Origin of the sequence: Microbacterium sp. zg-B96, assembly GCF_030246865.1 — a bacterium.
GTDB lineage: Bacteria > Actinomycetota > Actinomycetes > Actinomycetales > Microbacteriaceae > Microbacterium.
Genome location: NZ_CP126738.1, coordinates 2,475,944 through 2,497,339, shown reverse-complemented (window position 1 = coordinate 2,497,339; position 21,396 = coordinate 2,475,944). Strand labels below are relative to the sequence as shown.

Below are 21,396 nucleotides of genomic sequence, written 5' to 3'. Positions count from 1 at the left end.
GACTACGCTGACTGAGTGTCCACACGCACTCTTCCCGAGTTGACCTCCTACGACGCCGTTCTTTTCGACCTGGACGGGGTGCTGACTCCGACCGCCGAAGTGCACATGCACGCCTGGCAGGCGATGTTCACGGAACTGTTCACGGCGTGGGGCATCACTCCGCCGTACACCGAGCGTGACTACTTCCAGAGCCTGGACGGCAAGAAGCGCTACGACGGCGTCGCGAGCCTGCTGCGCAGCCGCGACGTGGAAGTCCCCTGGGGCGACCCGTCGGACCCGCCGACCGCCGACACGGTGTGCGGCATCGGCAACCGCAAGAACATCGTGTTCGAGCGGGTGCTGCGCGAGGAGGGCATTGCGCCGTACCCGGGGTCGCTGCGACTGCTGGACAAGCTGCAGGCGGCAGGGATGCCGGTGGCGGTCGTGTCGAGTTCGAAGAACGCCCGCGAAGTGCTCACCGTCGCCGGGCTCATCGACCGGTTCCCGGTGATCATGGACGGCCTCGTGGCCGAGCGCGAGCACATCCCCAGCAAACCCGCACCCGAGATGTTCCTCGTCGCCGCGCAGATGCTGGGCGTGGACCCCGCCCGCAGCGCCGCGATCGAAGACGCCCACAGCGGCGTGCAGTCCGCCGCTGCCGGTGGCTTCGCCCTCGTCGTGGGGGTCGACCGCGGCGTGGGGGCGCAGGTGCTCCTCGACGCCGGTGCCCACGTGGTCGTCGACGACCTCGACGCCTTCCTCGACTGACTTTTCCCGAACCTGACAACACCCGGAAGGCCCCCCATGATCGACCGCGATCGCTTCCCCGTCGACCCCTGGCGTCTCGTCGAGAAGAACTTCTCGCTCGAGGACGTCGGTGTGACCGAGACCCTGTTCGCCGTCGGCAACGGGTACCTCGGCATGCGCGGCAACCAGCCCGAGGGGCTGCACGGTCATGAGCACGGCACGTTCATCAACGGGTTCCATGAGACCTTCCCGATCCGTCACGCCGAGCAGGCGTACGGGTTCGCCGAGGTCGGGCAGACCATCATCAACGCCCCCGACGCGAAGGTCATGCGCATCTACGTCGAGGACGAGCCGCTGTCGTTGGACATCGCCGACGTCCGCGAGTACGAGCGGGTGCTCGACATGCGCGACGGGGTGCTGCGCCGCCACGTGCTGTGGGTGACTCCCAGCGGCAAGGAGGTGCAGATCGACTTCGAGCGGATGGTGTCGTTCGAGGAGAAGCACCTTTCGGTGATGTCCATCACCGTCACCGTGCTCAACGCCGACGCCCCCGTCACGATCAACTGCCAGCTGGTCAACCGCCAGGACGGCGAGGACGTCTACGGCGGCACCGCCGTCACGCCGCGCCGCGCCGGCTTCGACCCACGCAAGGCCGATCGGATGCAGGAGCGGGTGCTGCAGCCGCAGGACTACTGGCAGGACGGCGCGCGCACCGCGCTGTCGTACCGCGTGACGGCGTCGGGGATGACCCTCGCCGTCGCCGCCGACCACATCATCGAGACCGAGAACGAGTACGACGTACGGGGCCTCATCGAGCCCGACATCGCCAAGAACCTGTACCGCGTGCAGGCCAAGGCGGGCGTGCCCACCACGGTGACCAAGATCGTGACCTACCACACGTCCCGCGGCGTGCCGGCGCGGGAACTCGTCGACCGGTGCCGTCGCACCCTGGATCGCGCGCAGAGCGTGGGCGTGCCCGCCTTGTTCGAGCAGCAGCGCCAGTGGTGCGCCGACTTCTGGGAGCGCTCGGACGTCAAGATCGCCGGTCACGACGACCTGCAGCAGGCGGCCCGCTGGTGCCTGTTCCAGCTGGCGCAGGCCGCGGCCCGCGCCGACGGCATGGGCGTGCCGGCCAAGGGCGTCACGGGGTCGGGCTACAGCGGCCACTACTTCTGGGACACCGAGATCTATGTGCTCCCGTTCCTGGCGTATACGACCCCGCGGTGGGCGCGCAACGCCCTGCGCATGCGGTACCTCATGCTGCCGGCCGGCCGCAAACGCGCCGCCCAGCTGAACGAGGCCGGCGCGCTGTTCCCGTGGCGCACGATCAACGGCGAGGAGGCGTCGGCGTACTACGCCGCCGGCACCGCGCAGTACCACATCAACGCCGACGTGTGTTTTGCGCTGGCCAAGTACGTGCGCGCCACCGGCGACCTCGACTTCCTCTACACCGACGGCGTGGACATCGCGGTGGAGACGGCGCGCCTGTGGGCGACGCTGGGCTTCTGGCGCACGAGCGACGGCATCCATGACGACGACGATGACGCCGACGGCGACACGTTCCACATCCACGGCGTCACCGGGCCCGACGAGTACACCACCGTCGTCAACGACAACCTGTTCACCAACGTCATGGCCCGCTTCAACCTGCGCTTCGCGGCGCGGACGATCCGCGACATGCAGCAGGACGCGCCCGACGCGTACCAGCTGGCGGCGGACCGGCTGGGACTGGAACCGGGTGAGGCGGAGTCGTGGGATCGCGCGGCCGATGCCATGCACATCCCGTTCAGCGAGGCGCTCGGCATCCACCCGCAGGACCACGTGTTCCTGGAGAAGGAAGTCTGGGACCTGGAGAAGACTCCGGCGGACCGCCGGCCGCTGCTGCTGCACTTCCATCCGCTGGTGATCTACCGCTACCAGGTGCTCAAGCAGGCCGACGTCGTGCTGGCCCTGTTCCTGCAGGGCAACCACTTCACCGACGAGGAGAAACTCGCCGACTTCAACTACTACGACCCGCTGACGACGGGGGATTCCACCCTGTCGGCGGTCGTGCAGTCGATCCTGGCGGCGGAAGTGGGCTATCAGGAACTCGCGCTGGAGTACTTCCTGGAGTCGATCTACGTCGACCTCGGCGACCTGCACCACAACGCCTCCGACGGCGTGCACGTGGCATCGGCCGGCGGGGTGTGGACGGCGCTGGTGTCGGGATTCGGCGGCATGCGCGATCACTTCGGCGACCTGTCGTTCGACCCGCGCCTGCCGGCCGACTGGCCGTCGCTGTCCTACTCGCTGCTGTGGCACGGCACGCGGCTGGACGTGGAGATCACCGCAGACGCGATCACGCTGAGCGCCGGCCCCGGTGGACCGATCGTGCTGTCGGTGCGGGGTGCGGGCCACGTGATCGCCGGCGGCGAGACGCTCGTGGTGCCGCTGCAGGGGCAGGGGCCGAACATCCCCGGCCGCCCGTCGCTGCGCCAGATCGAGGATGCCCGTCGCGACGACGGCACCTTCCTGTCGGCGTCGATCCCCACCCTCACCAGCTCCATCCCCGTCATCTCCGACGAGGAACTGCTGTCCGGCGACGACGCGAACGTCCGGGCCGACACGTAAGCACCCGATGAACGGCCGGCGGCGGGGCCACGTGAGGTCCCTGGCGCCGGCCGTTCGGCTGTGCGGGTTGTCGGGGGCGCGGGCGCGGTCGCGCGGCGTCAGCCGACGGTCGCGAAGGTGACCACCCCGACCACGACGGCCACCGGACCCGCGTCGGCGCCGAGGCCGCGCACCGACGGGACGTGGTCCCGCGTGAGCACGACGCTCTCATCGGCGACCTCGGTCCCCACCACGCGCAGCAGATGCGCGGCGGGGTCCGTGCCGTCCTTCCGGGACGTCGTGGTGTAGCCGGCGGCCTCAAGCACGGCGATGGCGGCGTCGGCGTGGGCCGCGGCCGCCGCGGCATCCGGAAGGACCCACGCCCGCACATCCGAGGTCGCCTCGAGCTCGTCGATGTCGGTGAAGGAGCGGTGGGTGCCGCGGAACGCGCAGGCGGGGGCGGCGAGCCGGGTGAAGTCCACCGTCGGGTCGCTCGGCGCGGGCGTCGCGACGCGCTCGTCGGCGATGAGCCCGGATTCGCCCAGGATCCACGCCGCGAGGTCGTCGGTGCACGACAGTGCCGCGTCGGCGCTGTCGGGGGATTCCGGGATGGTCGCATCGGGCCGCGGCGCCGGTGTCGTCGGGGTCGGCGTGACCGTCGCGGTGGGGGTGGCAGGTGCGCGGATGCGCGGGGTGCAGGCGACGAGCATTCCGGATGCCGCGACGGATGCCGCCAGTACCGCGGCCACGATCGCCCTGGCGCGGGTGGTCGGGAGCGGGCGGCGGGATGGGCGGTGTGCCATGCAGGAAGTCTCCCGCAGGCGGCGGACACGCGACAGGTCCGATTCGAGCCTGGGAATTGTGCCGGGCGCGATGTCGTGGGCACGCCGTAGGCTAGTGAAGTGACCACCGCCCTCTATCGCCGCTACCGTCCCGAGGCGTTCGGCGAGATGATCGGGCAGTCCCAGGTCACCGACCCGCTCATGACCGCACTGCGCGGTGACCGTATCGGGCACGCGTATCTGTTCTCCGGCCCGCGCGGCTGCGGCAAGACCACGTCTGCGCGCATCCTCGCCCGCTGCCTCAACTGCGCCCAGGGACCGACCGACACCCCGTGCGGCACCTGCCCGAGCTGCGTCGAACTCGGCCGCGGCGGTGGCGGTTCGCTCGATGTGGTCGAGATCGATGCGGCATCCCACAACGGCGTCGACGACGCGCGCGACCTGCGCGAGCGCGCGATCTTCGCGCCCGCCCGCGACCGGTTCAAGATCTTCATCCTCGACGAGGCGCACATGGTGACGCCGCAGGGCTTCAACGCGCTGCTCAAGCTCGTCGAAGAGCCGCCGGACCACATCAAGTTCATCTTCGCGACCACCGAGCCCGAAAAGGTCATCGGCACGATCCGCTCGCGCACCCACCACTATCCGTTCCGGCTCGTCCCGCCCGGGCCGATGCTCGACTACGTGCAGGAGCTGTGCACGCAGGAGGGCGTGGAAGTCGAAACCGGCGTGCTGCCGCTGGTCGTCCGGGCCGGTGGCGGGTCGCCGCGTGACACCCTGTCGCTGCTGGACCAGCTGATCGCCGGGTCGGATGCCGCAGAGAACGGCGCCGTGCGCGTGCGTTACGAGCGCGCCGTGGCGCTGCTGGGCTACACCCACGCCGAACTGCTGGACGAAGTGGTGGAGGCCTTCGGTTCCGGTGACGCCGCCGGTGCCTTCGCCGCCGTCGACCGCGTCATCCAGACCGGCCAGGACCCGCGTCGTTTCGTCGACGACCTGCTCGAGCGCCTGCGCGACCTGATCGTGGTGGCCGCCACCGGTGACGGCGCCGCCGGAGTGCTGCGCGGCGTCCCGGAAGACGCACTCGAGCGCATGGGCCGGCAGGCCGGTGTCTTCGGCACCGAGCGCCTGTCTCGCACGGCCGACCTGGTGGTCGCGGCCCTCGACGACATGACCGGGGCGACGTCGCCGCGGCTGCAGTTGGAACTGCTGGTCGCGCGCGTGCTGGCGCAGACCCCACCCGCCGGGCGTGCGCCTGCGGGTGCGGGTGTCGCGGCTCCCACCGCGGCTGCGCCGGTCGCTGCGCCTGGCGTGCCGGCACCGACTGCGGCGCCCGCGGCCGCGCCTGCGCCTCGGCAGGAGCGCCCGGTCGCGCCTGCTGCAGCGCCTGCCCCTGCCGCCGCTCCGGCTTCCGCCGCTGCTCCTGCCGCCGCCGCTGCGCCCGCCGCGCCGCCGGCCGCCGCACCGCCGGCGACGTCCGCAGCGGCATCCGCTGCTCCCCTCACCGACACGGCACCCGCCGATCCCTCCGACGCGCCGCCGTACGACGAAGAGGAGCACGGTCCCGACCCGACCGTGCCCGACCCCGGACCCGACGCGGCGGCCGCCGATGCCCCCGTCGTCCCTGCCGGGCCCATCACCTACGCACACGTCCGCGACGCGTGGCCCGAGATCCTCAAGCGCCTCGAGAACGTCAGCCGCACGTCGTGGCTGGTGGCCACTGTCGCCCGCGTCGCCGCGTTCGACGACGACGTGCTGACGCTGGCGTTCCAGAGCCAGGCCGACGTCACGGCGTTCAAGAAGCTGCAGGCGGGCCAGGGGCCCAGCGAAGACCTGCGCGGCGTGATCCAGCAGGTGCTCGGCATCCGCGTGAAGTACATCGCCCGCCACGACACCGACCCCACGCCGCCGCCCGCCGGCGCCGTTCCGCCGGGTCCGCCGTCGGCCGGCCCCGAAGGATCCGGACCCGCCCCGAGCGGTCCCCGCGACGGTGGGGGCTCCGGCGGCTCGCGGGTCCCGTCCGCCGGTCCGGCCGCGCCCGCACCGGCATCCGCGTCGGCGCCCGTCACGCAGTGGGCGGTCGCGGCTATTCCCGCCGACGACCCCACCGTGCCGGTGGCTCCCGCCCAGTTCGCCGTCGACGACGAGCCCGAAGATGCCGCCGCCCGAGCACGCGTGGCCACACTCGCGCCGGTGCGCGAGGGTGACGTGCTGCCGGCGGATGTCGTCGCGCCCCCGGAGCCCGAAGACGCCGACGAGCCGGACGTCCCCGATGTCCCCGTCGACGTGCCCGTGCCGCCGGTGGTCGTCACGAGCCGTCCGATCGCGACGCGCGGGGGAGTGGAGCGCTACGGCGAGCCGGTCGTGCGCCAGATGCTCGGCGCCACTTTCGTGCGCGAAGAGCCGTACACCCCGCCGACGAGGTTCAACTAAGCCATGTACGACGGCATCGTCCAGGATCTGATCGACGAGTTCGGGCGCCTGCCCGGCATCGGTCCGAAGTCTGCCCAGCGCATCACCTTCCACATCCTGCAGACCCCCAACTTCGACGTCGCACGGCTGGCGTCGCTGCTGAGCGATATCCGCGAGCGGGTGCGCTTCTGCGAGGTCTGCGGCAACGTCTCCGAGCAGAACCGGTGCGGCATCTGCCGCGACCCGCGGCGCGATCCCACCCTCATCTGCGTCGTCGAGGATGCCAAGGATGTGTCGGCCATCGAGCGCACCCGCGAGTTCCGCGGGCTCTACCACGTGCTCGGCGGCTCGATCAGCCCCATCGCCGGCATCGGACCCGACGACCTGCGCATCACGCAGCTCATGCAACGCCTGGCAGACGGCACCGTGCAGGAGGTGATCCTGGCCACGAACCCCAACCTCGAGGGCGAGGCCACCGCGACCTACCTCAGCCGCCTGCTGCACACGCTGGAGATCAGCGTGACCCGTCTCGCATCGGGCTTGCCCGTCGGCGGAGACCTCGAGTACGCCGATGAGGTGACACTGGGGCGCGCGTTCGAGGGTCGCCGCTCGATGTGACCCACACCGGGCGCCACATCGGCGCCCGGGGATGGCTGCTCTACGCCGTCGAGTCCTAGTCGCCGGCATCCATCGTCGCCGGATGCGCCGCGCGCGCCGCGTGCCGAGCGTAGGAGATGTGCCCGGCGTAGGACGTTTCCGCGGTGATCGGTCCTACCGTCGCTACATCTCCTACGCTCGCGACGCCCGGGCGCCGTCACATGGCAGAGCGGGAATGGCGGGATCCATAGAATGGAGCGTCGGGCGCGCGTGCGCCACCATCCCTTGGAGCTTTCCCTATGGCGTTGATCGTGCAGAAGTACGGCGGCTCATCGGTCGCCGACGCGGAGAGCATCAAGCGCGTCGCCAAGCGCATCGTCGACGCGCGCCGCGCCGGCCACGAAGTGGTCGTCGCCGTCAGCGCGATGGGCGACACCACCGACGAACTGCTCGACCTCGCCCACGAGGTCGCCCCCATGCCGGCACCCCGCGAGCTGGACATGCTGCTCTCCAGCGGTGAGCGCATCTCGATGGCGCTGCTGGCGATGGCGATCCATTCGATGGGGTTCGAGGCGCGCTCGTTCACCGGCAGCCAGGCGGGCATGATCACGGATGCCACGCACGGCGCGGCCCGCATCGTCGATGTGACCCCGGTGCGGCTGCGGGAAGCGCTCGACGAGGGCGCGATCGTCATCGTCGCCGGGTTCCAGGGGTTCAACCGCGACACCCGCGACATCACCACGCTCGGCCGCGGCGGCTCCGACACCACCGCCGTCGCCCTCGCCGCTGCGCTCAACGCCGACGTGTGCGAGATCTACAGCGACGTCGACGGCGTCTTCACCGCCGATCCGCGCGTGGTGCCCAAGGCCCAGAAGCTCAGCGTCGTCAGCAGCGAAGAGATGCTCGAGATGGCCGCCAACGGCGCCAAGGTGCTGTATATCCGTGCGGTGGAATACGCCCGCCGCCACGGCGTCATGATCCACGCAAGGTCGACGTTCTCGTCGGGCGTCGGCACCTATGTGCTTGCGCCCGGGATGAGCATGCCGGACCGCGAAGAGGGAGCAGAGATGGAAGAGCCGATCGTCGCGGGAGTCGCAACCGACCTCGGGCAGGCCAAGGTCACCGTCACCGGCGTTCCCGACGTGCCTGGCAAGGCCGCCGAGATCTTCAAGGTCGTCGCCCGGTCAGGCGCCAACGTCGACATGATCGTGCAGAACGTGTCGGCGGCCACCACCGGTCGCACTGATATCTCCTTCACGCTACCCAAGAGCGACGCCGCCACCGCGCTGCGTGCCCTTGCCGCCGACCAGGGCGACATCGGGTTCGAGAACCTCGTGCACGACGACCAGATCGGCAAGCTCTCCGTCGTCGGCGCCGGCATGCGGACGCACTCCGGGGTCTCGGCGACGCTGTTCGAGGCGCTGAGCACGGCAGGCATCAACATCGAGATGATCTCCACCTCGGAGATCCGCATCTCGGTCGTCGTCCGCGGCGACGACCTGGCCGCCGCGGCACGCGTCGTGCACACCGCATACGGCCTCGACGGCGACGGCGAAGCCGTCGTGCATGCCGGCACCGGTCGCTGACGCGGCATCCATCCTCTCCCCACCACAGGAAGACTCACCGACGCAGGACGTTCCGGCCGGAATCGTCCTGTTTCCGGGAGTTCGCCTGCGCTGGTGACGGATGCCTCCGACCGCCCCCTGCCCGACCGCGCCGGGTAGAATCGCGGCACCGCCCACTCGGGCACGACCGCACCCCGCACCCCGGCGCCACGCAAGGATCCACCATGACCCGCATCTCCGATTCAGGACTCACCGTCGCCGTCGTGGGCGCCACCGGCCAGGTCGGCACGGTCATGCGCGACATCCTGGCCGAGCGGGCCTTCCCGATCAGCGAGCTGCGGCTGCTGGCCACCAGCCGGTCCGCCGGCACGGCCGTGGAGTTCGGCGGCCACACCGTGATCATCGAAGACGTCGCCACCGCCGACCCCGCCGGCATCGACATCGCCCTGTTCTCCGCCGGCGCCACCGGCTCCCGCGCGCACGCCCCCCGGTTCGCCGCGGCCGGCGCCGTGGTCATCGACAACTCCAGCGCCTGGCGCATGGACCCCGACGTGCCGCTCGTAGTGAGCGAGGTCAACCCGCACGCCATCGCCGAGGCGACCAAGGGCATCATCGCCAACCCGAACTGCACGACCATGGCCGCGATGCCGGCGCTCAAGCCCCTCCACGCCGAGGCGGGCCTGGAGCGGCTCATCATCAGCACCTACCAGGCGGTGTCGGGCTCGGGCATCGCCGGCGCCGAAGAACTGCTCGGCCAGGTCGAGGGCGTCCTCGCGCAGGGCGACACGCTGCGCCTCGTGCACGACGGCTCGGCCGTCGACTTCCCGCAGCCGGAGAAGTACATCGCCCCCATCGCGTTCGACGTGATCCCGCTTGCCGGCTCCATCGTCGACGACGGCCTCAACGAGACCGACGAAGAGAAAAAGCTGCGCAACGAGAGCCGCAAGATCCTCGAGCTGCCGGACCTCCGCGTCGCCGGCACGTGCGTGCGCGTGCCCGTGTTCACCGGCCACTCGCTGTCGATCCACGCCGAGTTCGCCCGCGACATCACGCCGGAGCGGGCCCGCGAGATCCTGGCATCCGCCCCCGGTGTCGTGCTCGAAGAAGTCCCCACGCCGCTGCAGGCGGCGGGCAAGGATCCGGCCTTCGTCGGCCGCATCCGCGCGGACCAGTCCGCCCCCGAGGGCAAGGGTCTGGTGCTGTTCATCAGCAACGACAACCTGCGTAAGGGCGCCGCCCTCAACGCCGTGCAGATCGCCGAGATCGTCGCCGCGCGCCTCGGCGTCACCGCCTGACGCACACCGCACGCGCCGGCACGCGGCGGCATGCGGCGGCGAATGCTGGATGCCGCGCGGTCCGGCGCCCCTCCCAAGGCCAACTAGACTGGCTCATCGTGATCGAGACGTACGATGCCGTGCTGGTCGGGGGCGGAATTATGAGCGCCACCCTGGGCACCCTCCTCAAAGAACTCCAGCCAGACTGGAAGATCGTCGTCTACGAACGGCTGGGCGATGTGGCGCTGGAAAGCTCCAACGCCTGGAACAACGCCGGCACCGGACACGCCGCCCTCTGCGAGCTGAACTACATGCCCGAGGGCAAGGACGGCTCCGTCGATCCCGCCAAGGCGATCGCCATCAACGAGCAGTTCCAGCAGAGTCGGCAGCTGTGGGCGTCGCTGGTCGAACGCGGCATCCTGGATGATCCGTCGACGTTCATCAACGAGACCCCGCACATGACCTTCGTCCGCGGGGAGAAGGACGTCGCGTACCTCAAGAAGCGCTACGAGGCGCTCAAGGGACAGCCGCTGTTCGAGGGCATCCAGTACAGCGAGGACTCCCGCGTCATCCACCAGTGGGCACCGCTGCTGATGGAGCACCGCCGCAAGGGCGAACCGTTCGCGGCCACGCGCGTGCCGGCCGGTACCGACATCGACTTCGGGGCGCTCACCCGGCAGATGTTCGCCCACCTGAAGGAGCAGGGCGTCGAGGTCGTCACCAACCGCGAGGTGAAGCGTCTGAAGAAGCAGAAGGATGGCACCTGGAAGGTGTCGTACCGCAACACCATCGGCCGCACGCCCGGAAGCATCAACGCCCGCTTCGTCTTCGTCGGCGCCGGCGGCTGGGCACTCAAGCTGCTGCAGCGCTCCGGGATCCCCGAGGCATCCGGCTACGGCGTGTTCCCCATCGGCGGGCAGTTCCTCAAGACCTCGAACCCCGCTGTCGTGGCCAAGCACAAGGCGAAGGTGTACTCGCAGGCATCCGTCGGCGCCCCTCCCATGTCGGTGCCCCACCTGGATACCCGCGTCGTCGACGGTGAGGCATCGCTGCTGTTCGGGCCGTTCGCCACGTTCAGTCCCAAGTTCCTCAAGACCGGCTCGTTCCTGGACATCATCACCCAGGTGCGCCCGGGCAACCTCTTCCCGATGATCAAGGTCGCCATCGACAACCCGTCGCTGCTGACCTACCTCGTGGGGGAGCTGGCCAAGAACCACGCGAAGAAGGTCGACAGCCTGCGCGACTTCGTGCCGACGGCCAAGGATGCCGACTGGGAGCTCATCCAGGCCGGCCAGCGTGCCCAGGTGATGAAGAAGGATCCCGACAAGGGCGGTGTGCTGCAGTTCGGCACCGAAGTGATCGCGGCCGCGGACGGCTCGATCGCGGGCCTGCTGGGCGCCTCACCCGGGGCCTCGACGGCGGCGTCGATCATGCTCGGCCTGCTGAAGGACTGCTTCCCCGACCGTGTCGACGAGTGGGAGCCGCGGCTGCGGGAGCTGATCCCCAGCTACGGCGAGACGCTCAACGCCCGACCGGATGCCGCGCGGGCGTCGATGGCCGCCACGGCCGCTGCCCTCGGCATCCACCCCTAGCGAGCCGCATGCGGCTCTGGTCCCTGCACCCGGCGCTGCTGGACCGGGCAGCCCTCGTCGCCGGCTGGCGCGAGGCGCTGCTGGCGCAGGCGGTGCTCGTGGGGGCCACGCGCGGTTACACGCGGCATCCGCAGTTGGAGCGCTTCCGCGCGCAGCCTGACCCGGAGGGCGCAATCGGACACTTCCTGGGGACCCTGCAGGCCGAGGCGACGGCGCGCGGCTACCGGTTCGATGTGACACGCATCCGGTGCGCGGATGCCGCGAATCCGGCGATCCCGGTGACCGAGGGCCAGCTGGCGTTCGAACTGGAGCACCTGCGCCGCAAGGTCACCGAACGATCGCCGGAGTGGCTGGGGCGACTGCCCGCCGGCGCGCCGGCCGCCGGGCCGTCGTTCACGGTGGTGGCCGGGCCGATCGAGACGTGGGAGCGGCCGTAGCGCGGGGTTCGGTGCCCGATACGCGCCCCAAATCGGGGGATCGCGGGGTTCGGCGCCCGATACGCGCCCCAAACCGGGGGATCGCGGGGTTCGGCGCCCGATACGCGCCCCAAACCGGGAGATCGCGGGGTTCGGTACCCGATACGCGCCCCAAACCGGGGCGTGGGGAGGAGAGGGGAGGGACGACTCACAGCGCGGCGGCCTTGCCGCGCAGCACCGCGGCCTCGCGGTCGTTCGCGGCCAGCGCCGCCGCCGTGAGCAGCTCCGACCGTGCCTCGTCGACGCGGCCGAGCCGGCGCAGCAGTTCGCCGCGGACGCTCGGCAGCAGGTGCGAGCCGCGCAGCGCACCGTCGGCCTGCAGCCGATCCACGATCCGCAGGGCGGTCGCGGGGCCGGTGGCCATCGACACCGCCACGGCGCGGTTGAGGTCCACCACGGGGCTCGGCGCGATGCGCCCGAGGGCCTCGTACAGCAGCACGATGCGGTCCCAGTCGGTCGACTCGACGCTCGGCGCCACCGCGTGGCACAGCGCGATCGCCGCCTGCAGCGCGTACGGACCCCGCCCGCCCCGGCCATCGGTCTGCGCCAGCGCCCCGCGCCCCCGCGCGATCTGCCTGCGGTCCCACAGGGTGCGGTCCTGGTCGGTCAGCAGCACCGGCGTGCCGTCGCGCGCGGTGCGCGCGGCGAACCGCGACGACTGCAGCTCCATCAGCGCGACCAGGCCCCATACCTCCGGCTCCCGCGGCAACAGGCCGCTGAGGACCCGGCCGAGCCGCAGCGCCTCCTCGGCGAGCTCCTCGCGCATCCAGCGGTCCCCGCTGGTGGCCGCGTACCCCTCGGTGAAGATCAGGTAGATCACGCCGAGCACGCCGCCCAGTCGCTCCCGCCAATCGGCGGGGTCGGGGGTCTCGAACGGGACGTGCGCGGCGGCGAGGGTCTTCTTGGCCCGCGTGATGCGCGCCTGCACGGTGGGCACCGGCACCAGCAGCATCCGCGCGATCTCCTGCGTCGACAGTCCGCCCACGACCCGCAGCGTCAGGGCCACCTGCGATTCCCGCGACAGCACCGGGTGGCAGGCGGTGAACACCAGCCGCAGCATGTCGTCGTCGATCGGCTCCCACTCGTCGGCCGTCGTCGCCGACAGGTCGTGTGCGATCGCGCGGTAGCGCTCATCCAGCGCGCTGCGCCGCCGCCACCGGTCGATCGCGCGACGTTTGGCGACGGCGGTCAGCCATGCCCCGGGATTGCGGGGGATGCCGGCATCCGGCCACTGCTCGATCGCTTCGACCAACGCCTCCTGGGCGAGATCCTCCGCCAGCCCGACGTCGCCTGTCACCTTCGCGAGCGACGCGATGATGCGCGCGCTCTCGATACGCCAGACGGCGTCGACTGTGCGGTGGATGTGGTCGGTCATGAGGGCACGGCGTCAGGGGGTGTCGGCGCCCACGCTGAGACCGAGTTCGTCGCGCCAGCCCTTCTCCTTCTTCACGTACTCGTTGTCCTGGTAGTCGGCGAAGTCCGAGTCGTCGGTGACGCGGCGCACTTCGATCTTGTTTCCCGGTCCCAGGGGAGCGCGCTTGGCCCACTCCACGGCTTCCTCCCGGGTGGAGGCCTGGATGATCCAGAAGCCGTTGAACAGCTCGTGCGTCTCGCCATAGGGGCCGTCGGTGACGATCGGGGCGTCGTCGGTGAATTCGACCACCGCGCCCTGCGCGGCATCCGTCAGCCCATCGCCGCCGAGGAGCACCCCGGCCTTGATCATGGACTCGTTGTAGGCGCCCATGGCGTTGATCACAGCCTCGACGTCCATGTCTTCGTAACTCTGCTCGGAGCCGCTGTTGCGCATGACCAGCATGTATTTCGACATCGTCGCGTTCCTTCGTCTCGATGGGGCTCGTTGTCGCCCTCTACTATCGCGTCGAACGGCGACGGCGGGAATCGACATCGCACGTAGAATCCACGGGTGGCCAAACTGTACTTCCGCTACGGAGCGATGAACTCCGGCAAGTCGACGGCTCTGCTGCAGGCGGCCTACAACTACGAAGAACGCGGTCAGCGCGTGCTGCTGGCCAAGCCCGCGATCGACACGAAGGGTGCCGGCGAGGTCGCCAGTCGTCTGGGGATGACCCGTCCGGTTGACTTCCTCATCGCTCCGGATGCCGATCTGCGGTCGCTGTTCCGCGAACACAGGGAGCAGGTGCGCGCCGGCGCGGCCGACGAACTGCTCCCCGAGGCGCCCACCGACGTGGCATGTCTGCTGGTGGACGAGGCGCAGTTCCTCACGCGCGAGCAGGTGGACGATCTGCTGCGCATCGTCGTGATGGACGGGGTGCCGGTGCTCGCCTACGGCATCCGCACCGACTTCCGCACCAACGCGTTCCCGGGTTCGGCGCGGCTGATGGAACTTGCCCACTCGCTCGAGGAGCTCAAGACCATCTGCCGGTGCGGGCGTAAGGCGCTCTTCAACGCCCGGCTCGTCGGCGGCCGGTTCGTCTTCGACGGCGACCAGGTGGCCATCGACGAACTCACCGCCGATCGCGTCACCTACGAGTCGATGTGCGCGGAGTGCTACCTGCGGGAATCCGGGGGCCGTCTCGACGGGTGACGCCCGGGGGTTGCATGGTCTGACCACATCGATTATCGTGGTCGGACCACCAACGAAGGGGACCGTGCCCATGACGGACACAGCACCAGCGCCCGCGCGCGCCTGGAAGGTCGTGCTCGACAAGATCGAGACTGACCTGATCGAGGGTCGCCTCGGCCCGGGGGACAGGCTTCCCTCCGAACGAGACCTCGTCGCGCAGCTCGGCATCGGCCGCTCCAGCGTCCGTGAGGCGCTGCGAGTGCTCGAGGTGATGGGACTCATCCGCACCGGAACCGGCTCCGGCCCCTCCGCCGGCGCGATCGTCATCTCGTCCCCCACCGGTGGGATGTCGGCGCTGCTGCGGCTGCAGGTGGCCGCACAGGGTTTCCCCATCGAAGACGTCGTGGCCACCCGCCTGTTCGTCGAGGAGTGGATCGTCGGCACGCTCGCCGCGCAGTCGGACACCGACCTCGCCGTCGCGCGCGCCACCATCGACGCGATGGATGCCGAGCCGCTGCCCCCGGAGGACTTCCTCGCGCTGGACGCCCAGTTCCACTACGCCCTCGCCGCGGCATCCGGAAACACCGTCGTGGCGGCCACGATGGCCGGACTGCGCTCGTCGATCCAGGGCTACACCGCGCAGATCGCCCGCCACATCGAGGACTGGGGCACGGAGTCGCAGCGCCTTCGCGATGAGCACCACGCCATCCTCGAAGCGATCGAGGCAGGCGACGTCGAGCGCGCCCGTGCCCTCGTGCCCCTACACATTGCCGGCTACTACACCCACTGATCGCGAGAGGTCACCCCAAAATGGTCCAGCGCCAACTTCCCAAGCCAGCAGAGCTGCTCGAGCTGATGCAGTTCAAAAAGCCGCAGCTCAACGCCACCAAGCGTCGCCTCGACGGCGCCCTGACGATCGCCGATCTGCAGAAGATCGCCCACCGCCGCACCCCCAAAGCCGCCTTCGACTACACCGACGGCGCCGCCGAGGGCGAGCTGTCGCTCGCTCGCGCCCGCCAGGCGTTCGAGGACATCGAGTTCCACCCCGACATCCTGCGCCCCGCCGCGCACGTAGACACCTCGGTGGAGATCCTCGGCGGCCGCTCCGCGATGCCGTTCGGCATCGCGCCGACCGGCTTCACCCGCCTCATGCAGACCGAGGGCGAGACCGCCGGCGCCGGCGCCGCGGCCGCCGCCGGCATCCCCTTCACGCTGTCGACCCTCGGCACCGCCTCGATCGAGCAGGTCGTCGCCGCCAACCCGAGCGGGCGCAACTGGTTCCAGCTATACGTCATGCGCGACCGCGACATCTCGTACGGTCTGGTCAAGCGTGCCGCCGCGGCCGGGTTCGACACCCTCATGTTCACCGTCGACACCCCCATCGCCGGTGCCCGCCTGCGCGACAAGCGCAACGGGTTCTCGATCCCGCCGCAGCTGACCGTCGGCACGATCATCAACGCGCTGCCGCGGCCGTGGTGGTGGATCGACTTCCTCACCACCCCGAAGCTCGAGTTCGCGTCACTGTCGACCACCGGCGGCACCGTGGGCGAGCTGCTCAACGCCGCGATGGACCCGACCATCAGCTACGAGGACCTCGAGTACATCCGCAGCATCTGGCCCGGCAAGATCGTCATCAAGGGCGTGCAGAACGTCGCCGACAGCAAGCGCCTGATCGACCTCGGTGTCGACGGCATCATCCTGTCCAACCACGGTGGACGTCAGCTGGACCGGGCGCCGATCCCGTTCCACCTGCTGCCGCACGTCGTGCGTGAGGTGGGCAAGGATGCCACCGTCATGATCGACACCGGCATCATGAACGGTGCCGACATCGTGGCATCCGTCGCCCTGGGGGCGAAGTTCACCCTCATCGGTCGCGCGTACCTCTACGGCCTGATGGCCGGCGGCCGGGCAGGTGTCGACCGTGCGATCGAGATCCTCCGCACCGAGATCGAGCGGACCATGACGCTGCTGGGTGTGTCGAGCCTGGAAGAGCTGGAGCCGCGCCACGTCACGCAGCTGCAGCGCTTGACGCCGGTGGCGCAGCCCACCGACGCCGCGCGCGCCATGGCGGCGATGCAGGACTGATCCCGCACCCCCGAATGCAAGAACGGCCCTCCGCGTGGGGGCCGTTCTTGCGTTGCTTCGCTTCAGCCGTCGCGAATGTCCCTGCGGCGCCCGGATGCCGGGGCGTTTGCGACGACTGAACCGGCCACCGCCGCCGCGCCCCGCGGCATCCTCTGCTTCGGTCGTCGCGTATGTCCCTGCGGCGTCCGGATGCCGGGGCGTTTGCGACGACTGAACCGGAGACGCGCGCATGCGCCCCCGCAGGCCCCCCAGGACGCGCTGGGAGGTCTGGGTCAGACCCGGACGGGGAGGGTGGGGATCAGGGTCGTCAGGAAGGCGGCGGTGTCCTCCCAGCCCTCGACGGCCTGGCAGGCCACGCCCATGGCCAGCACCGGGTAGTCATTGCCGTCGGGGTCGAGGCGGTCGCCCACGAACAGCATGTCATCCAGGGCGATGCCGGTCTGCTCGGACAGCTGACGCATGCCGTAGGCCTTGTCGATGCCGCGGTGGGTGATGTCCACCGACGTCGACCCGCCCGATCGCACCTCGAGGTCGGGGATGCGCGCGGCCACGGCCTCGCGCAGGGCGTTCTTCTTCGCCCCGGTGGGGTCCCACGCGACCTTCGCCGCGAGGGGTGCCGTCTGGCCGAGCGCCGAGAACGTGATCTGCGAGCCGCGGTCCTCGAGGATGTCGCCCCAGGTCTCGCTCTCCCACAGCCGCAGTCGACGCGCCTCACCCTCGACGGCGGAGAGGGCACGGACCTTCTCGTCGTCGGTCAGCCGGTGGGCGTACACCGTCTCGACGCCGGCGTCGGTGAGTCGGTAGTACTGGGTACCGCAGGTGGGCATGAGGTGCAGCGAGGCCAGCACCGCGGCGGATGCCGCCGGCAGGTTGTCCACGACCTGCACCTGGAACTGCTGCAGCTGTCCGCCGGAGATGATCGCCACCTCGACGCGCTCGGCCAGTGCGACCAGCAGCTCACCGATCACGGGGTCGATCGCGCTCTTGGACGGAGCGAGCGTGTCGTCCAGGTCGAACGCGATGAGGCGGGGGGTCGGCATCGGGCTGCTCCTGTCGAACGCTTCTTGAACGAAGGGCCCCACCTTGCGGCGGAGCCCTTCTGATGTCGGGGTGACAGGATTTGAACCTGCGGCCTCGTCGTCCCGAACGACGCGCGCTACCAAGCTGCGCCACACCCCGTGGCAACCCATCCAGCCTACCCGATGTGCGGGTGTGCTCCGAACCGGGTCACGAACGCGGGACCAGCGTCAGCAGCGTCGCTTCGGGCGCGCACCCGAAACGCACCGGGGCGTAGATGGAGTGTCCGATGCCGGCACTGACGTTCAGCGGCACGGTTCTGCCGCCGCCGGTCCAGGTGCTCAGTCCCCGCGCCTGGTGGAGCGGGATGTCGCAGTTCGCCACGAGGGCCGAGGGTGACCCGGGGATGCGCACCTGTCCGCCGTGGGTGTGACCGGCCAGCACCAGATCGGCCCCGCGCGCGGTGAAGTCGTCCAGGATGCGCCGGTACGGGGCATGCGTGACGCCCAGCTCGAGGTCGCCGGCGGGCACGGGGGAGAGGGCGGCCGCCATCGCGTCGAGGTCGTCCCAATCGCGGTGGGCGTCGCTGACGCCATACGCACGGACGCGCAACCCGCCGGCATCCACCGTCGTCGCCTTGTTGTTCAGATCCGCCCAGCCGAGATCGTCGGTGAGGAACCTGTCCAGCGCGCCGGTGTCGAGCCGCGTGGTCTTGCGGCGGCGCTGCGAAGGTCCGCTGAAGTACCGCAGCGGGTTGCGCGGCGACGGGGCGACGAGGTCGTTGGAGCCGTGTACGAACACGCCGGGGATCCCGGCGAAAGGTGCGAGGGCGACGCGGATGCCGCGGATGCCGTCGGCGTGCCCGAGGTTGTCGCCGGTGTTGACCACCAGGTCGGGCTCGAGTTCGGCGAGCGAGGCGATCCATCGCTGCTTGCGGCCCTGCCACGGGGCCATGTGCGCATCCGAGATATGGAGGATGCGCAGCGGCCGCGAGCCGGGGGCGAGCGCGGGGAGCTCGTGACGGCGCAGTGTGTACAGGTGCCGCTCGATGCCGATGCCCCAGATCGCGGCGCCCGCGCCCACCGCTCCCACCGCCGCGAGGGCGGTGAGAGCGGCGCGCGGTGCTCGGGCGCGGTCAGCCACAGACGAGCGTGATGGTCGCGCTGCGGCCGGTCACGGTGCCGGCCGCGGGGTCGGTGCCGGTGACGGAGCGATCGTCATCATCGTCGTTGCCTGGGCCGCCGCCACCACCGCCGTCGGTGCACGGTGTGATGGAAGAGAACCCGGCGCTGCGCAGCGCGTCGACGGCCTTGTCCATGTCCATTCCGGCCACGGTGGGCACAGCCACGCCCTGGCCGTTGCTGGGACTGATCACGATGGTGGTACCGCTGGTCACGCGCCCGGCACCGGGATTTTGCACCGTGATGGTTCCGGCGGGTTGGACCCCGTCCACTGGCTCGGTCACATCGACGTTGAAGCCGGCATCCTCCAGAGTCCTGGTGGCATCATCGACGCCCATGCCGATGACGTTCGGCAGGTCCACGTAGACGCGGCGGGTCAGGTTGTTGTCGGGCGCGGGGAACGCGTCGCCGCCGTACTTGGCGTTCGCGGCGCGCTGCATGTCGGGCCAGATCGCGTGCCGCATGCGCCATAGTGCGTAGCCGTTGGCGTAAAGACGGTGCAGCTGGGACTCACCGATCACGTTGCCGACCCAGACGACCGTGGCGACCTTGGTCGAGCTGCCGTCCATCCAGGTCTGGAACTGCTGGTGGATGCCGGTCTTGCCGATCACCGGCACACCGTCGTAGGTGCGCGAAGCGACCGCCGATCCGTTGCTCAGCACGTTCGCCAGCGTGTAGGCCGCAGTGGCGGCCACCGACTGGTCGAGCACGCGGGTGCAGGTCCTCTGGGGGATGGGCAGTTCGGCCCCGGCGGAGTCGGTGATCCGGTCGATCGCCTTCGGCTCGCAATACGTGCCGCCCGAGGCGATGGTGGCGTAGACGCCCGCCATGTCGATTGGCGCGATGTTCATCGAGCCGAGGATGTCGTACGGCGCGTTGCCGGCCTCGTATGTCTTGGTGCCATCGGCGAGGGTCACCCCCATGCGGTCGGCAAGCTGGTTGATCTCGCAGACGTTGAGCTTCTCGGCCATCGCGAAGAACCCGGTGTTGAGCGAGTCGGCGGTGAACTTGAACGGGCTGCTGGTGTAGCCGCGCGACCCCTCGAAGTTGCCGATGTCCGCACCGACGACGGTCTGCACGCCGCCGTCGCAGCCGCGGTCGATCTTGAAGTTGCGCACCGTGCCGTTGAGGGTCTCGTTGATGGAGTGGCCCTTCTCCAGCCAGTCCAGCAGCGTGAACACCTTGTAGGTCGAGCCGACGTTGAAGCCGTTCGAGCCGCCGTTGACCTTGCGGGTGTTGAAGTTGATCGCGGAGTACGCCGGATCGGCCAGCTGGTCGCTGGATTGCGAGTACAGCGTGTTCTGCGCCATCGACAGCACGCGGCCGGTGCCGACTTCGATCTGTACGCCGGTGGAGCCGAGCTCGATGCCGGTCATCGTGGCAGGAACGATCGACAGGGCCTCTTCAGCCGCGAGTTGCAGATCCAGATCCAGCGTCGTGTAGACGCGCAACCCGCCCTGGCGCAGCATCGCCTTGCGTTCGTCGGGCGTTTCTCCGAAGACCGGATCGTTCTCGATGATCGTGCGCACATAGTCGCAGAAGTAGGCCGACCCGCCGGCCATCTGGCAGCCCTGATCGGTCGGGGTGATCTGCGGCGTGATCGGCTCAGCGACGGCCGCGTCGTATTCCGCTTGGGTGATCTTGCCGTCCGCGAGCATGCGGGTGAGCACGTAATTGCGCCGGTCGAGGGTCTTCTGGAACCCGTTGGCGGCGTTGTTGGACTCGCTGTCGCGGTCGATGCGGTACCCGTTGGGCTCCTGCACCATGCCGGCGAGGGTCGCGGCCTGGGCCAGCGACAGGTTCGCGGCATCCACCCCGAAGTAGTACTTCGCTGCGGCGCCGATGCCGTAGTTCGATCCGCCGAAGTTCACGATGTTGAGGTACCCGAGAAGGATCTCGTCCTTCGTGTACGTCTTCTCCAGCTGGATCGCGAAACGCATCTCCTGCAGCTTGCGCTGCAGTCCGCCCTCGGAGATGTTGGAGTTGGTCGCCTCGGAGTAGCAGGCGTTCTTCTCGTCTACCGTCGCGGCGTTCATTTCACAACGCTGCACGAGGATGTTCTTGACGTACTGCTGGCTGATCGAGGATCCGCCGCGGTCGTCGGTGCCGCGCACGTTGGCGATCAGGGCGCTCATCGTGCCGGCGAGGTCGACGCCGCCGTGCTTGTAGAAGTTCTTGTCCTCGCTGGAGAGCACCGCGTCGTAGGCGAGGGTGCTGATCTGGTCGAACTCCAGCGGTACGCGGTTCTGGTCGTAGAACCGTGCGAGCAACTGTGGCTGGTCGCCGACGGTCGCGTAGATCTCAGTGGGCTCCATGAGTTCGTCGATCTCGAGGTAGCTGGGCATGTTCTCGAACATCGAGATCGCGTTGCCTGCTGCATACCCGGATACGGCGATTGCGGGGGTGACCGTTGCGGTGATGAGAATGCCGGCCACGGTGCTCAAGCCGACCAGGCCGAGCACTCCGCCGAGCACGCCGCTGGCCGTCCGTTTCTTATGGGGCATAGGCTGATCGTAAGCCAGAACCCTGGGCGAAGGCTCGACAGGATGCCGTGCGTC

17 protein-coding genes and 1 tRNA gene are annotated in these 21,396 nt (G+C 69.8%); 11 read left to right on the top strand and 7 right to left on the bottom strand.

The window, feature by feature from the left end; genetic code table 11:
- The first annotated feature begins 15 nt into the window (after positions 1-15).
- Together QNO11_RS11670 and QNO11_RS11665 are read left to right on the top strand one after the other, a co-directional pair.
- A complete protein-coding gene (locus QNO11_RS11670) occupies positions 16-747 on the top strand; it encodes an HAD family hydrolase (RefSeq protein ID WP_257508114.1) in 732 nt (243 codons plus the stop codon).
- Between the two features lie 36 nt (positions 748-783).
- The gene (locus QNO11_RS11665) at positions 784-3,336 is read left to right on the top strand and encodes a glycoside hydrolase family 65 protein (protein WP_257508115.1); all 2,553 of its coding nucleotides are present in this window, start codon (positions 784-786) and stop codon (positions 3,334-3,336) included.
- 98 nt (positions 3,337-3,434) lie between these two features.
- Here QNO11_RS11665 and QNO11_RS11660 read toward each other — a convergent pair whose 3' ends face one another.
- Positions 3,435-4,118 carry a hypothetical protein gene (locus tag QNO11_RS11660; protein WP_257508116.1) on the bottom strand — a complete coding sequence of 228 codons (684 nt, stop codon included), beginning with the start codon at positions 4,116-4,118 and terminating at the stop codon, positions 3,435-3,437.
- A gap of 99 nt (positions 4,119-4,217) precedes the next feature.
- On the opposite strand from QNO11_RS11660, the gene QNO11_RS11655 reads away from it, so the two are divergent.
- The 6 genes from QNO11_RS11655 (at position 4,218) to QNO11_RS11630 (ending at position 11,971) form a co-directional block, all read left to right on the top strand.
- Complete coding sequence (locus QNO11_RS11655) at positions 4,218-6,527, top strand: DNA polymerase III subunit gamma and tau (RefSeq protein WP_257508117.1); 2,310 nt, start codon at positions 4,218-4,220, stop codon at positions 6,525-6,527.
- A gap of 3 nt (positions 6,528-6,530) precedes the next feature.
- Positions 6,531-7,124: a recombination mediator RecR gene (gene recR / locus QNO11_RS11650; protein WP_257508118.1), complete on the top strand. Its 594-nt coding sequence runs from the start codon at positions 6,531-6,533 to the stop codon at positions 7,122-7,124.
- 278 nt (positions 7,125-7,402) lie between these two features.
- Positions 7,403-8,689 carry an aspartate kinase gene (locus QNO11_RS11645; RefSeq protein WP_257508119.1) on the top strand — a complete coding sequence of 429 codons (1,287 nt, stop codon included), beginning with the start codon at positions 7,403-7,405 and terminating at the stop codon, positions 8,687-8,689.
- Positions 8,690-8,892: 203 nt separating this feature from the next.
- Positions 8,893-9,963, top strand: a complete 1,071-nt coding sequence (locus QNO11_RS11640; RefSeq protein ID WP_257508120.1) for an aspartate-semialdehyde dehydrogenase — start codon at positions 8,893-8,895, stop codon at positions 9,961-9,963.
- 98 nt (positions 9,964-10,061) lie between these two features.
- Positions 10,062-11,534 (top strand): malate:quinone oxidoreductase, encoded by a 1,473-nt coding sequence (locus QNO11_RS11635; protein WP_257508121.1) that lies wholly within the window; start codon positions 10,062-10,064, stop codon positions 11,532-11,534.
- A gap of 8 nt (positions 11,535-11,542) precedes the next feature.
- Positions 11,543-11,971 carry a pyrimidine dimer DNA glycosylase/endonuclease V gene (locus tag QNO11_RS11630; protein ID WP_257508122.1) on the top strand — a complete coding sequence of 143 codons (429 nt, stop codon included), beginning with the start codon at positions 11,543-11,545 and terminating at the stop codon, positions 11,969-11,971.
- 187 nt (positions 11,972-12,158) lie between these two features.
- Here the strand turns inward: QNO11_RS11630 and QNO11_RS11625 are convergent, their stop codons facing one another.
- Both QNO11_RS11625 and QNO11_RS11620 read right to left on the bottom strand, forming a co-directional pair.
- Positions 12,159-13,385 (bottom strand): RNA polymerase sigma factor, encoded by a 1,227-nt coding sequence (locus QNO11_RS11625; protein ID WP_257508123.1) that lies wholly within the window; start codon positions 13,383-13,385, stop codon positions 12,159-12,161.
- A gap of 12 nt (positions 13,386-13,397) precedes the next feature.
- On the bottom strand, positions 13,398-13,838 hold the full coding sequence (locus tag QNO11_RS11620) for a YciI family protein (RefSeq protein WP_257508124.1): 441 nt from the start codon (positions 13,836-13,838) through the stop codon (positions 13,398-13,400).
- Between the two features lie 96 nt (positions 13,839-13,934).
- Between QNO11_RS11620 and QNO11_RS11615 the strand changes: the two genes are divergently transcribed.
- From QNO11_RS11615 to QNO11_RS11605, 3 genes are all read left to right on the top strand, one after another.
- Positions 13,935-14,576: a thymidine kinase gene (locus tag QNO11_RS11615; protein ID WP_257508125.1), complete on the top strand. Its 642-nt coding sequence runs from the start codon at positions 13,935-13,937 to the stop codon at positions 14,574-14,576.
- 70 nt (positions 14,577-14,646) lie between these two features.
- Positions 14,647-15,345, top strand: a complete 699-nt coding sequence (locus tag QNO11_RS11610) for a FadR/GntR family transcriptional regulator (RefSeq protein ID WP_257508126.1) — start codon at positions 14,647-14,649, stop codon at positions 15,343-15,345.
- Between the two features lie 20 nt (positions 15,346-15,365).
- The gene (locus QNO11_RS11605) at positions 15,366-16,640 is read left to right on the top strand and encodes an alpha-hydroxy acid oxidase (RefSeq protein WP_257508127.1); all 1,275 of its coding nucleotides are present in this window, start codon (positions 15,366-15,368) and stop codon (positions 16,638-16,640) included.
- 272 nt (positions 16,641-16,912) lie between these two features.
- Here the strand turns inward: QNO11_RS11605 and QNO11_RS11600 are convergent, their stop codons facing one another.
- The 4 genes from QNO11_RS11600 to QNO11_RS11585 form a co-directional block, all read right to left on the bottom strand.
- Positions 16,913-17,680 carry an HAD-IIB family hydrolase gene (locus QNO11_RS11600; protein ID WP_257508128.1) on the bottom strand — a complete coding sequence of 256 codons (768 nt, stop codon included), beginning with the start codon at positions 17,678-17,680 and terminating at the stop codon, positions 16,913-16,915.
- Between the two features lie 65 nt (positions 17,681-17,745).
- A tRNA-Pro gene (locus QNO11_RS11595) sits at positions 17,746-17,819 on the bottom strand.
- Between the two features lie 48 nt (positions 17,820-17,867).
- Positions 17,868-18,800: a metallophosphoesterase gene (locus QNO11_RS11590; protein WP_257508129.1), complete on the bottom strand. Its 933-nt coding sequence runs from the start codon at positions 18,798-18,800 to the stop codon at positions 17,868-17,870.
- Positions 18,793-21,342, bottom strand: a complete 2,550-nt coding sequence (locus QNO11_RS11585) for a transglycosylase domain-containing protein (protein WP_257508130.1) — start codon at positions 21,340-21,342, stop codon at positions 18,793-18,795. Before QNO11_RS11585 ends, QNO11_RS11590 begins: the two co-directional genes overlap by 8 nt.
- Between the last annotated feature and the right edge of the window lie 54 nt (positions 21,343-21,396).

Excerpts from the sequence above, each read along its gene's own strand:
- QNO11_RS11665 (WP_257508115.1), top strand. The coding sequence starts at position 784 with ATGATCGACCGCGATCGCTTCCCCGTCGACCCCTGGCGTCTCGTCGAG.
- QNO11_RS11660 (WP_257508116.1), bottom strand. The coding sequence starts at position 4,118 with ATGGCACACCGCCCATCCCGCCGCCCGCTCCCGACCACCCGCGCCAGG.
- recR (WP_257508118.1), top strand. The coding sequence starts at position 6,531 with ATGTACGACGGCATCGTCCAGGATCTGATCGACGAGTTCGGGCGCCTG.
- QNO11_RS11645 (WP_257508119.1), top strand. The coding sequence starts at position 7,403 with ATGGCGTTGATCGTGCAGAAGTACGGCGGCTCATCGGTCGCCGACGCG.
- QNO11_RS11640 (WP_257508120.1), top strand. The coding sequence starts at position 8,893 with ATGACCCGCATCTCCGATTCAGGACTCACCGTCGCCGTCGTGGGCGCC.
- QNO11_RS11630 (WP_257508122.1), top strand. The coding sequence starts at position 11,543 with ATGCGGCTCTGGTCCCTGCACCCGGCGCTGCTGGACCGGGCAGCCCTC.
- QNO11_RS11625 (WP_257508123.1), bottom strand. The coding sequence starts at position 13,385 with ATGACCGACCACATCCACCGCACAGTCGACGCCGTCTGGCGTATCGAG.
- QNO11_RS11620 (WP_257508124.1), bottom strand. The coding sequence starts at position 13,838 with ATGTCGAAATACATGCTGGTCATGCGCAACAGCGGCTCCGAGCAGAGT.
- QNO11_RS11610 (WP_257508126.1), top strand. The coding sequence starts at position 14,647 with ATGACGGACACAGCACCAGCGCCCGCGCGCGCCTGGAAGGTCGTGCTC.
- QNO11_RS11605 (WP_257508127.1), top strand. The coding sequence starts at position 15,366 with ATGGTCCAGCGCCAACTTCCCAAGCCAGCAGAGCTGCTCGAGCTGATG.
- QNO11_RS11600 (WP_257508128.1), bottom strand. The coding sequence starts at position 17,680 with ATGCCGACCCCCCGCCTCATCGCGTTCGACCTGGACGACACGCTCGCT.
- QNO11_RS11585 (WP_257508130.1), bottom strand. The coding sequence starts at position 21,342 with ATGCCCCATAAGAAACGGACGGCCAGCGGCGTGCTCGGCGGAGTGCTC.